Genomic DNA, 13,006 nt, shown 5'->3' on the forward strand with positions numbered 1-13,006 from the left:
ATCAGCCGAGGAGGAGCAGCGCGTAGTAGGCAAGGAAATGTTCGACCATGTACGTGCCGCCAGTGCTCTGCGACAGCGAAGCGTGGGTGTGAGTGCGTGCGGCGTCGAGGATGGCGGGGATCCGGCCGTCGTCGGCGGGGAGAGCGTTGGCGAGGCGGTGCCAGCACCAGGCGCGGTGCAGGTTCAGTCCGTGCAGATGGGCGATCTGGCCGTCGGAAGGATCGGTGACGGTCGCCGGGGTGAAGAGGCTCGCCGGTTTCCGTTCGTCCAGGCCGGGCAAGCACCGGCGCAGCCAGTCGGCGAACTCGTTCGCGGGCAGCAGGCGGGTCATGAGTTCGGCTTCGGCGAGGGCGGGGGAGAGGAAGTCGGCCCCGGAAGGCTCCCAGGAGCCGGGATAGTCCTGGTCGGACCCGAACCATCGCCAGGCGGTCTCGGTGATGACCTGCTGGAGCCGTGGGTCGCCGTTGTCGGCGAGGTAACCGGCGTAGGGCAGGGCGCGGGAAAGCCCGAACGCGCCGTTGTCGTGCACTCCGTGCCGGATCGGGTAGGTGGTCCGCGGCAACCAGTCGAGGTAGCGGGTCACGAAAACCGTACTCAGCTCCCGCAAAGCCGCTGACCAGCGTGCGGCGTCCGGGTCGTCCCAGGTTGAAGTCTCGAAGGTGAGTTCCAGCAGCGCCGACCAGCCGTAGGGGCGTTGAGTGGTGCGATGGTCGTCGGGAGAGAAGTAGGCGAGTTCGGCGGCCAGCGTCTCGGCGGTCAGGTGCTCGTCGAGGATCCCGCGGATCTCCGTGGCCGGTACGAGAGTGCTGTGGTGGCGTAGCAGGCGCATGAGCACCCAGAACATCTCCACGCAGGAATGCCAGTCGAAACTGCCGTAGAAGCACGGATGCAGCTGTCGCGGGGTGGCGATGGGCACGCCCTCGACGTGCCAGTGGCTCTCGTGGTGCGGGTACTCACGCACGATGTTCGCCAGCGCTGTCCTGGCCAGGTCATCGGCACCGGCCTTCAGCAGACCGCCTCGTTCGTCGTCCCAGCTGGTCATCGGACTGTCCCCTCGGAATCGCGAACCCTCGGCTCTCGAAGTTACCCAACCCGGGCGGTTCAGGGATGCCCACCGTCCACAATGGACTCAGTCGCGCGTGCCCGCCGAGTCGCTCTACGATGGCGGCGTGGACGAACGGCCGATCACCACCGCGCAGCGCAACTTCCGACGAGTCGCCGACGAGCTCGAAAGCATGGAGAACCAGGATCGGTTCACCTACATCTTCCGATCCCGGTTGTGGAGTTCCTCGTCGGTTTCCGGGCCTGGGTCCGAGTCGGTGCAGACACAGCGGCTGCGCGATCAGCTACCGGATGTTCTCGACCGGTTCGGCGTGCGCACCCTGCTCGACCTGCCATTCGGGGACTTCGGCTGGCTCAGTGCGGTCGACCTCGATCTGGAGCGGTACATCGGGGCCGACATCGTCACCGATCTGGTCGAGATGAACGCCGAGCGCTTCCGGGGCGACCCGGTGCGGGAATTCCGGGTACTCGATCTGACCGGCGACCCGCTGCCGGAAGCCGATTTGGTGCTGTGCCGGGATTGCCTGGTCCACCTGAGCTTCGCCGACATCGAGCGGGCACTGGGCAACCTTCGGCGAAGCGGCTCCCGGTATCTGCTCACCACGACTTTCACCGAACTGGAAACCAACACCGACATCGCGACGGGCGACTGGCGGCCGTTGAACCTCCGCCGGGAACCGTTCGGGTTCCCGGAGCCGCTGGCGGTGCTGGTCGAAGGCTGCACGGAAGAGAACGGCGCCTACGCCGACAAGTCTCTGGGGTTGTGGGAGATCGCCTCCATCACGGGACAGGACGCAGGCGGTCGGTGAGGTAGGCGAGGATCTCGTCCCTGGCCCGCACCGTCGGATGCCCCTCGGCGTCGACGAAGTGGGCGGTGACGACGCTGTGCGGGGTGCCGACCACGTCCCGGAAGAACGGGGGCGGGTCGGTGTTCGCGGCGCTGTTCGGCAGGACGCGGCCGTCGAAGGCGTCACCGAGGAGGGCTTGGTAGGCGGCGAAACGACGGCCGGTGCACCAGCGGTCGCCCTCGAAGCGGTAAGCGAGAATCTTCAGCCCGTCATGCGAGACGCGGTCCCGGATCGCGAGCGCGTCTTCGTCGGCGAGTTCGAGTCCGCCCGGGTCGTCCAGCGGTAGTGAGGGGTGGTTGACCACGGACGCGATGACGGCGGGTTCGAGTGCCATGGTGAGGGCGAAGTTGCCGGTGAAGCACAGGCCGATCGCGCCGACCCCGGGCCCGCCGCATTCGGTGTGGGCAAGCCGTGCGAGCCCGCGCAGCCACGTCGTGACGGGACTGGTGCCGCCGCCGGCGAACGCCCGGAACTCGGCGCTGACGCACGCGCGGCGGACGACCTGCTCACCGGCCTCGGCCGTGGGATAGGCGCCGTCGGCCCCGAAGAGCGAGGGGACGAAGACGGTGAATCCCGCGTCCCGCACCCATCGCGCGAACCGCAGTACGTCGGGGCTGATGCCGGGCATCTCGGGCATCAGCACCACGGCCGGCCCGGAACCCGCGACGTACACCGTCTTCGTCACGCCGCCCACCGCCAGGGGACGGCGGGAGAAGTCGGTGATCGGGTCGTCCAGGTGGTTGCGCACACCGACAGCATGGACCTCAGCGTCCACCGGCAGGGATAGGCCAGATCGCCATCTTCAGGGGTAATCTCGCCACATGCTGCGAGTCGGTGTCCTGGCCTATCCGGGCTGTTTCGCGTCCGAAGTGTTCGGTATCCCCGATCTCCTCACGATGGCCACGCACGTCGCCGGCCCGGACCGCGCCGGATACGAGGTGTCCGTCGTCTCGCCTCGCCGTCGGGTCGTCGCATCGGGCGGCGTGACGTTGACCGTCTCTCCGCTGCGTGAAGTCGACGTCCTCGTCGTGCCGGGGTTCGAGTTCGTGCCGGGCCTTGACGTCGGCGCGAAGGTCGCGAGCCTCCGCGGCGAGGTCGCGGCGATCCGGTCGCACGCCACCGCCGGCAAGGTCGTCGTCTCGATCTGTGTCGGGGCGTTCTTGCTCGCGGAGGCAGGACTTCTCGACCATCGCCGCGCCACCACGTCGTGGCTCTTCGCGGACGAACTCGCGCAACGCTGCCCTGAGGCCGACGTCCGGCCCGAGCACCTCGTCGTCACCGACAAGGGAGTGACCACGACGGCGGCCTTCAGTGCCATGTACGACTGCGCACTCGAACTGATCCGCGAACACAGCGGTGCCGACGTGGCACGGACGACAGCGCGGGTGGCGCTGGTCGACGACGCGCGGTCGTCCCAGACGCCCTACGTCGAAACGCGACTCCTTCCGCGGCCTGGCAACGAGTTCTCCCACCGGGTCATGCGATGGCTCGATCAGCACCTCGCTGCCCGATACGACTTGGCGGCCTTGGCCGGTGCTTTCACTGTCAGCCCGCGGACATTGCTGAGGCGCTTCGCGGCGGAAGCCGGGCAGAGTCCGCTCGAATACCTGCATTCCGCGCGCGTCCGGCGTGCCACTCACCTCCTCGAAACGACGGACCACACTGTCGCCGGAATCTGTTCCGCGGTCGGTTACCGGGATCCGGGGACCTTCGCGGCCCTCTTCGCCAAGCACACCGGGCGACGCCCGAGGGACTACCGCGCCGCCTTCCGTCGTGGTGCCGAGTGAGAACCGTATTTCGCGAAGCCGGAGTGGCCACCTTTCGGACAGTCATTCTTCGGCGCGTCTACAAGTGTCAGTGCACCAGAGCCGCGCTGAGGATGCGGGCGGTGCGGGCGACGGCTTCGGACACCGCTCCGGACGGCTGCCGCACGGCGATCACGGCCGCGATCGAACCGAGCTTCTCACCGGTCGGCAGCCTGACGGGCGCTTCGGCGACAACAAGACCGTGCTTGACCTGCCAGCCGGGCGAAAGTCGGCCGGTGCATTGCGGCACGGTCGTTCCTGGGCGCAGGAGGAGGTCGTGCTCCGGCAGGGTGAGACTGGCGGCGACGAGGATGTCGCCGTCGCACGGCATGGCGAACAGCGAACTGGCTCGCGCGGCCGCGGACAGCCATCGGAGCTGACCGCGGGCGAGTTCCAGCAATCGTGGATAGGGCTGCCACGATTGGCCGAGCCGGAATGCCTGCGCGCCGACGCGGTGGCGGTTTTCGCTGCGCCTTCAAGCGGGGATACGCCGAATGGTCCGAAGGCGACCGGGCTACCAGTGCGGCGGTCATGGCGGCCGCGAGGCTGACGCTCTTGAGAGCGTCGCGCTCCCGAAGTTCGGCGCCGACGGCGACGGCGGCCTTCAGCCGGGGGCGATCTCCCGGCTCATCGGGCCCATCGCGGTCGAGGCGCGTGGGCGGCCGGCCTCTGGACGGCGGCGCACGACGTTCGCTGGGAGGCACTGCACGGGGATCGCACGGTGTCCGGTGACGCGGTCCTCACGCAGGCAGCCGACCGCCTCGCGCCGAGCGAACGCCTGATCAGTGACCGGGTCTCGCAACTGTCCACAAAGGATGCTTTGGGGTGGCTAAATGTCCGGTCGATTCCCATATGTACGGTTTTTCGGCGTGTCCCTGGCCTCTGAGGGCAGGGCCGGAGTCGGCCGCGATAGGTTTCGGCCGGCAAGCGAGCTATAGCCGCTTTGGCGGATTCCGGCCCGCAAGAGGATCTCGTACATTTCCGCACCGCATGGAAAACCATTTCGCATTTCCGTTCGGATGTTCAATCGAATTTCGAAGCAGATCGTAATGCGTCATTCCTTTGACCTAATTCCATCGAACTGGGCTGTTCATACGCATGTCATTGCGTGATGCCGCCGCGTTATGACCCCAAGGAACTGTTTTCCGGCCTTTCGTACGGATGGAGGTACCCGGAAAAAGTTTCTCGCACTACTTTCCATTGCGGTCACACGGTTGCGCGGCGACCGAGTCTGGGCTGGGGAAGTGCTGGCAGGAAGGCGCTTTTGCGGCGGTGGCCGCTTCGGACAGCAGTACACGAAACGGGCAGATCGCCGCCACTGTAGGCCCGGCAAGGCCAGCGATCTATTAAGGAAAATGGTGAACCGTACCCAAGGTCTCGATGTCGGTTTGGTCCCGCCCTTACGGTCGACGCGAAGCGAGAAGTTGGTCATCCGAAAATACGGGGGCTCGTCGCTGGCCACACCGCGAATGGTGAGCGGGGTGGCCGGCGACGTGGCCGCGCTCGTCGAGGCGGGGAATCGGGTGGTCCTGGTCGTCTCGGCCATGGGCGACACCACGGACCGGCTGATCGCGCTGGCCGGGGAATTCGCCGAGCCGCCGGTGCCTCGAGAACTCGACCAGTTGATGGCGACGGGTGAACAGGTCTCCGCCGCGGTGCTCGCCCTGGCACTGGCCGAGCGCGGGGTCATGGCCGTGTCGCTGACCGGTGACCAGGCGGGGATCGAGGTGAACGGCGAACCGGGTGCGGGAACGATCGTGCGGGTCGACCCCGCGAAGATCCTCGCGAGGCTGCGCGAGGAACAGGTCGTCGTGGTCGCCGGGTTCCAAGGACGGGACGCGAACGGCGAACTCCTGACGCTGGGCAGAGGTGGTTCCGACACCACCGCGGTGGCGCTCGCGGCCGCGCTCGGCGGGTCCGAATGCGAGATCTGCACCGACGTCCACGGTGTTCGCACCGCCGATCCCCGGATCGTGCCGGACACCCGGCCGGTCCGGACGGTTTCTTACGACGTCATGGTCGAACTCGCCGGTCTCGGCGCCCGCGTGCTGCATCCCAGATCAGTGGAACTCGCCGGCCGTCATGGGGTGGCGGTGCGTGTCAAGCATTCCTCGAATCCCGGGCCTTCCACCGTCGTCACGGCGGAATCGTCCTTGGAGGCCGCCACTCGGGTCATCGGCATCGCGCATGAGCGCGACGTGCGGCTGGTCCGGGTCGAGCTCTCGGTCACCGATGCGGACCACTACGCCCGCGTGCTCACGATGCTCGCCGGGTGCGGGGTGAAGCCGGACAACCTGAGCTGGCCCGATCCCGGCGAATTGCGGTTCACCGTGCGGGGTGCGGAGCTGCTCGGTGAACCGATCGCGAAACTCGCGATGGACCTGGGTGCCCGGTCCACGGTCGTCGAGGACCTCGGCTCGGTCTCCGTGGTCGGCACGGCGCTGCTGGATCCACCCGGCTGCCTGCCCGAGTTGCTGCGGGTTCTCGCCGACCTCCGCGTCACGGTGCCGTCGATGACGACCTCGCATTCGCGGCTCACCGCCGTGATCCCCGCGGAGGCCGTCGACACGACCGTGCGGGCTCTGCACGACTCGTTCGGCTTGGCGGAGGACCGGGCATGAGCCCGTACGGCCAGCCTGCCGGTCTGTTCACCACCGACAGCCTGGTCCTGACGTGCGACGGACACGAACAGCGGATCCGGTGGAGCAGCGGCGAGCGGCTGGAACAGTTGTACGAGGGGCTCTGCGACCGCTTGCACGCCGAAGGTCACGGCGATCGCCTCGCCGTGGACACCGCGGGCACGAAACTCACCTTCGCCGGCTTGGACGAGCGGGCCAATCGCCTCGCCCGCCATTTACGGGAACACGGAGTACTGCCCGGCGACCGGATCGGGCTGCTGTTCGACGAACCGGTGCACCCCTACGTCGCGATGCTGGCCGTCCTCAAGATCAACGCGGCGTATGTACCACTGGACACGGGTTTTCCGGACGACCGGCTGGGCTACATCACCCAGGACGCGGGCGTCCGGCTCGTGGTGACGCTCTCCCGGCTGCGCGACCGCTTCGAGCCGGGCAGTGTCGACCTGCTCTGCCTCGACGAGGACGAAGTCCGGATCGCGGCCATGTCGGGCGAACGGCTCGGCGCGGCCGAGAAGGGCACCCCGGCGGACGAACTCTGCTACGTCGTCTACACGTCCGGCTCGACCGGGCAACCCAAAGGCGTGACCATCGACCATGCCGCTATCTGCAACTTCGTCCGGGTCGCCGCCGACGTCTACGGCATCCTGGGCACCGATCGGGTCTACCAAGGCATGACGATCGCGTTCGACTTCTCGGTCGAGGAGATCTGGGTCCCGCTCCTGTCCGGCGCGACCCTCGTGCCGAAACCCGGCGGCACCAGTCTCGTGGGCCACGAACTGCACGAATTCCTGCGGGACAACGGTGTCACCGCGTTGTGCTGCGTCCCGACCCTGCTGGCCAGCCTCGACGAGGACCTGCCGCGGCTGCGGTTCCTCCTGGTCTCCGGTGAGGCCTGCCCCGAAGACCTCGTCCGTCGCTGGTATCGCCCGGACCGGCGGTTCCTCAACGTCTACGGCCCGACCGAGGCCACGGTCACCGCGACCTGGGCGGTGTTGCGCCCGGACCGGCCGGTGACCATCGGCGTCCCGCTGCCCACCTACTCGGTCGTCATCCTCGATCCCGACGAGCAGCGTGCGCTGGCCGCGGGCGAATTGGGGGAGATCGGGATCGCCGGGGTCGGGCTCGCCGGTGGTTACCTGAACCGCCCCGACCTGACCGAGCGCGCGTTCATCCCGGACTTCGTCGGCATCGGGCACAACCCGTCGCACCGCATTTACCGCACCGGCGACCTCGGCCGGATCACCCCGGAAGGGGAGATCGAATACCACGGCCGCGCCGATACGCAGGTGAAGGTCCGCGGCTACCGCGTCGAACTCACGGAGATCGAGTCGGTCCTGCTGCGGATCCCGGGTATCGCGCAGGCGGTGGTCGACACCCATCATCCGGAAGCCGGGCGGACCGAACTGGTCGCCTACTACAGTCTGCGCCGTGACAGAGCGAGCGTCGACGCCGGTGAACTGCGACGCCGGCTCGGCGAGCTGCTCCCCGGCTACATGGTGCCCGCCTATCTCGAACAGCTCGACCACATTCCGCTGACTCCGGCGGGCAAAGCCGACCGCAAGCATCTGCCTGCACCGAGCAACCCGCGAGCGGCGGCAAGCCTCGTCGACTACGTGGCGCCTGCCACCGAGACCGAACAGCGCCTCGCGGACGAACTGGGCCGTGTCCTCGGCGTCGAACGGGTTTCGGTGACGGGAAACGTTTTCGCCGACTACGGCGCCGACTCCTTGTTGCTGGCCAAGTTCTGCGCGCTGGTCCGGGAACGCGGCGATCTCGCGCCGTTGTCGGCGAGGGACGTGTACCTCAACCCGACCGTTCGAGGTCTCGCCGAGTCGCTTCCGCCTTCGGTCCGGACCACGATGGCGCGGGCCGAGGAGCCATACCGCGCCGGTACCGGGTCATACGTCCTGTGTGGACTGTTCCAGCTCCTGGCCTTTCTCGCCTATGCCGCAGGCTCCGGCTGGATCCTGGACAGGGGATTCGTCTGGGTCACCGCGGCGACCGGACTCGCCGACGGCTATGCGCGCGCGGTCGCACTCGGGCTCATCGTCTTCGCCGTTCTCTCCGCGGTGCCGGTACTGGCGAAGTGGGCACTCGTCGGAAGGTGGAAACCGGGGGAGATCCCACTCTGGAGTCCTGGCTATCTGCGTTTCTGGATGGTCAAGACGTTGATCAGGTTCAGCCCACTGATGCTGTTCACCGGGACGCCGTTGTACTCCTTCTACTTGCGGGCGCTCGGCGCGGACATCGGCAAGGGCGCCGTGATCCTGTCCAGGAACGCGCCGGTCTGCACCGACCTGCTCCGCGTCGGTGCCGGGGCGGTCGTCCGCAAGGACGCGTTCTTCCCGTGTTACCGCGCCAGGGCGGGCCGGATCCAGACCGGCCGGGTCACCCTCGGCGACAACGCGTTCGTCGGTGAGATGACCGTGCTCGACATCGGCACCACGATCGGCGACGACGCCCAGCTCGGCCACTCGTCGTCGCTGAACGCCGGACAGACCGTGCCCGACGGCGAACGCTGGCACGGAACGCCCGCCCGACCCTCCACGGTGGACTACCGGGCACTGGGAACGGTCTCCCTCGGAAAGTTCAGGCCGTTCGCCTTCTGTGTGTCCAGTCTGCTGGTCTTGTTGCTGCTGACGCTTCCCGTGACCTTGGGCGGCGCGGACCTGCTTTTCGATCGCTGGTTCACGACGACGGCGGCGGACTTCACGAGCTGGGCCTTCTATCGCGACCAGCTCGCCAATTCCGCGCTGTTGTACTTCGGGGCACTGTTCGCCGGGCTGGCTGTCGTCCTCACGGTCCCACGCCTGCTCAACCGGTTTCTCCAGCCGGGCCGGGTGTACCCGCTCTACGGCAGGCACTTCGCGATCCAGCGGGTGATCGCGCGGTTGACCAACCTGCGCTCGTTCACCTACTTGTTCGGCGACAGCAGTTACATCGTGCATTACCTGCGCGGACTGGGGTACGACCTGTCGAAGGTCGAGCAGACCGGATCCAACTTCGGCGTCGAACTCAAGCACGAGTCGCCATTCCTGAGCACGGTGGGCAGCGGGACGATGGTCTCGGACGGCCTGTCGCTGTTCAACGCCGACTTCTCCGCTTCGTCGTTCCGGCTGCGCCGGACCTCGGTCCCACCGCAGGCGTTCTTGGGCAACGAGATCGGCTATCCACCCGGCGCCCGCGTCGGCCGGAACTGTTTGCTGGCCACCAAGGTCCTTGTCCCCCTGGACGGACCGATCCGGGAGAACGTCGGCCTGCTCGGATCACCCGCGTTCGAGATCCCCCGTACCGTCCGCCGTGACACCGGGTTCGAACACCTCGGCACGGGAGACGCGCTGCGCCGCGGCCTGAGGGCGAAGAACCGGCACAACACCGCGACCATGCTCGTCTACCTGCTGGTGCACTGGCTTCAGCTGCTCGGCGTGCTGCTGATCGGGTCGGTCACCGGTGCCCTGCACGACCGGTTCGGCGCCCTCGCATTCGGCGGCGGGATCGTGGCCACACTGCTGTTCTCGGTGTCGTTCCTCGTGCTGGCCGAACTCGGCGTCCAGGGCTTTCGAAGTCTGCGACCGCGGTTCTGCTCGATCTACGACCCCGTCTTCTGGCGGCACGAACGGTTCTGGAAGCTCAGCCCCGGCCGCTACCTCAACCTGTTCGACGGGACGCCGTTCAAGAACGTCCTCTGGCGCTGTCTCGGGGTCCGCATCGGGCGCCGCGTCTTCGACGACGGCGCCGCCATCCCGGAAAAGTCGCTGGTGAGCATCGGCGACGACTGCGTGCTCAATGTGCACACCGTGCTGCAGGCGCATTCGCTGGAGGACGGCACGTTCAAATCCGACCATATCGTCATCGGCACCGGTTGCACGATCAGCACCGGCGCGTTCGTCCACTATGGAGTGACGATGTCCGAGGGGGCGATCGCCGAGGCGGACGCGTTCCTGATGAAGGGCACCGCGGTCCCGCCGCGGTCCCGCTGGCACGCAAATCCGGCTGTCGAACTCGACACGGCGGACGAGATCACCGCGGCAAGGAGACTGCCATCATGACCTACACCCCCACGGCGAAACCCGAGCTGGTGCCCCGGGTGGACGGTGATTTGCCGGGGCCTCGCTCGGCCGAGTACCTCGAACACCAGCGGCGCTGGGAATCCAACGCGCGAGCCTACCCGCGCAATCTGCCGATCGCGATCGCCGGCGGGGACGGCAGCTACCTGTGGGACGTGGACGGGAACGTCTTCATCGACTTCCTTGCCGGAGCGGGTGTACTTTCCTTGGGACACAACCATCCCGAGGTGGTACACGCGGCCACGGAACAACTGCACGTGCTCACCCACGGCCTGGACTTCCCGACGCCCGCCAAACGCGAGTTCATCGACGCCCAGTTGTCCATGCTGCCGCCCGGTCTGCGCGCGCGGATGCGGATGCACTTCTGCGGCCCGGGCGGGGCCAACGCCGTGGACGCCGCGATCAAACTGTGCAAGACCGCGACCGGACGTGGCGACCTGGTGTCCTTCCAGGGCGGATTCCACGGTTCCAGCCACGCCGCGATGGCGCTGACCGGTCTGGTCGCCCAGAAACGGCCGATCGCCAACGGCGTGCCCGGGGTGCACTTCTTCCCGTACTCCTACTGTGCCCGGTGCCCCCTGGGGCTCTTGCGGGACACCTGCGAGACCAACTGCGTTGGCTTGCTGGAGCGGTCCCTGCGTGACCCCAACGGCGGGATTCCCTTGCCCGCGGCGGTGATCCTGGAAATCGTCCAGGGTGAAGGCGGGATCATTCCGGCCGACCGCGACTTCGTCCGGCGGCTCCGCGCGCTCACTGCGGAGCTGGACATCCCGCTCGTGGTCGACGAGGTGCAGACCGGCTGTGGCCGGACCGGGACGTGGTTCGCGTTCGAGCAGTACGACATCGAGCCCGACGTGATCATCGCTTCGAAGGCGTTGAGCGGCATGGGCCTGCCGGTGGCGGTCATCTTCTACGACCAGCGACTGGACACCTGGGCGCCCGGCGCGCATTCGGGGACCTTCCGCGGCAACCAGGCCGCGTTCGCGGCGGGCACCGCGGCCGTCCACATCGTCCGGCGCGACGACGTGCTTGGCAACGTCCGGCACCGCGGTCATCAGCTCGAACAACGGCTCCACCCGCTGCGCGAGCACCCCTGGGTCCGCGAGGTCCGCGGCCTCGGCCTGATGTGGGGGATCGAACTGGCCGACCCCCACGACGGACGACCGGCCGGTGGATACGCCCGTGCCGTCCAGGCCTACGCCCTGCGGCGGGGGCTGATCGTCGAGCTCGGCGGCCGCGATGACAGCGTGATCCGGTTGATGCCTCCGCTTACCGTGACCGCGGAGGTGGTCGAGCTTGCCGGTGCCCTTTTGGCCGAGGCGATCGAGCATTGCGTTCCGGCGCGGTAACCGGTGCCGCCGGTCGCCTTCGGGTAGGTGTGAAGGTCGGGTTTCTTCGGCTCTCAACCTCGCTGTGTCAGCCATCCAGGGTGTCGCGAAAGCCACTTTGGCTGCATTTCAACTTAGAGTGTGTCTTACGTGGTGATTTGTCGCTGATGAGCGATGATATTGGCTGTGGTTGATCAGCTGTCGTTGCGGTTGGCCGGATGAGTTGTGGTTCTGTGGGAGCCGTTGATCCCGATGTCCGAGCCGCGTCCGCAGGCGGTGGCACTGCTCCGGTGGACACTCGCGCGGTGTTCACGGCGATCGTGTAAGTGCTGAGCCGCGGGTGTGCGTGGAAGGATTTGCCGCCGTCGTTCGGGGTGCCGTTCCAGACCGCGCACCGCCTGCACACTCGTACACCCCCCGTGATAGGGGAAACGATTATGCCCACCTGTTCGATCGGGGTCTTATCGGTGGTATCGGATGACGTACAGGAGCTTGAATCCTTTCTTGCAGTTCAGGATCGATGGCCAGTCGAGCCGGAACGGAAAATCCTACGCTCCTGAGGTGGGAGCAATCTTCGCAGCTTGCGCCACCTGACACCGCTATACACGAACGCGAAAATGGCCATGAACTTCCCAGAAAAACTACCTAAAATACTCCAGATCGAACTCTCGCCCCGGCTCAGGTCGAAAAAGAAGTCTACTCCGAGTATTGGCATCAAGGGCACGAGAACGATCGTCACTATGCGTGCCATTACGTATTGGTCCTTTGTTGACCACTTCTTCCCCATAAGGCGCGAGTCTACTGGTACGGCAGCTGGCAGTGTGTGATCTGACGGTGTGTGGTGATCATGAGGACGGTCACAGCGTGACCGACTTCAAGCGGATGGGGCTCCCTAGCTGACGCCGCTGGACGCCTTGCCGCGCCCCGTGGCCTTGGGGGCGATGGTGGCCTTCTTGCGGGCGGCGCCGCGTCGTCGCTTGGCTGCGGTGGCGGTCAGTCGCTTGCGTGGAGTATTCAGTTCACCCCCTCGGTCTCGTCGGGTTCGGGCATGGTGATGCCGAACAGTTCCGCGGTGGCGTAGCCGTCGAGGTACTTGTCGCCGATGACGACGAGTTTTAACGGGTGCGTGCCTGGAGAGGCACGCACCCGCCACAACGTTTCCCACATCCTGTAGCCCTGACCTGCGGAAATGCTGGCTACGGTTTACTGCCTAAGAGCTTGTCTCATGTGGTGAGTTTGCGGAGTTTCTTGTAGCAG

At 66.9% G+C, this 13,006-nt stretch carries 9 protein-coding genes and 1 pseudogene; 6 read left to right on the top strand and 4 right to left on the bottom strand.

From position 1 onward, the window contains the following. Position 1: 1 nt before the first annotated feature. On the bottom strand, positions 2 to 1,042 hold the full coding sequence (locus BS329_RS39650; RefSeq protein ID WP_076168513.1) for a DUF2891 domain-containing protein: 1,041 nt from the start codon (positions 1,040 to 1,042) through the stop codon (positions 2 to 4). A gap of 127 nt (positions 1,043 to 1,169) precedes the next feature. On the opposite strand from BS329_RS39650, the gene BS329_RS39655 reads away from it, so the two are divergent. Continuing rightward, a complete protein-coding gene (locus BS329_RS39655; protein ID WP_076168526.1) occupies positions 1,170 to 1,871 on the top strand; it encodes a class I SAM-dependent methyltransferase in 702 nt (233 codons plus the stop codon). Here the strand turns inward: BS329_RS39655 and BS329_RS39660 are convergent. Then, the gene (locus BS329_RS39660; RefSeq protein ID WP_208619369.1) at positions 1,843 to 2,658 is read right to left on the bottom strand and encodes a dienelactone hydrolase family protein; all 816 of its coding nucleotides are present in this window, start codon (positions 2,656 to 2,658) and stop codon (positions 1,843 to 1,845) included. The two genes, BS329_RS39655 and BS329_RS39660, sit on opposite strands and share 29 nt — an antisense overlap. Positions 2,659 to 2,731: 73 nt before the next feature. Between BS329_RS39660 and BS329_RS39665 the strand changes: the two genes are divergently transcribed. Then, a complete protein-coding gene (locus BS329_RS39665) occupies positions 2,732 to 3,697 on the top strand; it encodes a GlxA family transcriptional regulator (protein WP_076168515.1) in 966 nt (321 codons plus the stop codon). A 67-nt stretch (positions 3,698 to 3,764) separates the two neighbouring features. On the opposite strand, the gene BS329_RS39670 is transcribed toward BS329_RS39665, so the two are convergent. Next, on the bottom strand, positions 3,765 to 4,115 hold the full coding sequence (locus tag BS329_RS39670) for a transcriptional regulator, IclR family protein (protein WP_208619370.1): 351 nt from the start codon (positions 4,113 to 4,115) through the stop codon (positions 3,765 to 3,767). A 955-nt stretch (positions 4,116 to 5,070) separates the two neighbouring features. Here BS329_RS39670 and BS329_RS39680 point away from each other — a divergent pair. From BS329_RS39680 to BS329_RS44990, 4 genes and pseudogenes are all read left to right on the top strand, one after another. Further along, a complete protein-coding gene (locus BS329_RS39680) occupies positions 5,071 to 6,336 on the top strand; it encodes an aspartate kinase (protein WP_084750806.1) in 1,266 nt (421 codons plus the stop codon). Next, a complete protein-coding gene (locus BS329_RS39685; RefSeq protein ID WP_076168518.1) occupies positions 6,333 to 10,403 on the top strand; it encodes a Pls/PosA family non-ribosomal peptide synthetase in 4,071 nt (1,356 codons plus the stop codon). The genes BS329_RS39680 and BS329_RS39685 overlap by 4 nt, the downstream gene beginning before the upstream one ends. After that, on the top strand, positions 10,400 to 11,770 hold the full coding sequence (locus tag BS329_RS39690) for a diaminobutyrate--2-oxoglutarate transaminase family protein (RefSeq protein ID WP_076168519.1): 1,371 nt from the start codon (positions 10,400 to 10,402) through the stop codon (positions 11,768 to 11,770). The genes BS329_RS39685 and BS329_RS39690 overlap by 4 nt, the downstream gene beginning before the upstream one ends. A 165-nt stretch (positions 11,771 to 11,935) precedes the next feature. Next, positions 11,936 to 12,159 (top strand): annotated as a pseudogene (locus BS329_RS44990) (transposase); the annotation flags it as partial. A 604-nt stretch (positions 12,160 to 12,763) separates the two neighbouring features. Here the strand turns inward: BS329_RS44990 and BS329_RS45335 are convergent. Beyond that, positions 12,764 to 12,895, bottom strand: coding sequence for a hypothetical protein (locus BS329_RS45335; protein WP_279628256.1), 132 nt, complete (start codon positions 12,893 to 12,895; stop codon positions 12,764 to 12,766). Between the last annotated feature and the right edge of the window lie 111 nt (positions 12,896 to 13,006).

This window comes from Amycolatopsis coloradensis (genome assembly GCF_001953865.1).
GTDB lineage: Bacteria > Actinomycetota > Actinomycetes > Mycobacteriales > Pseudonocardiaceae > Amycolatopsis > Amycolatopsis coloradensis.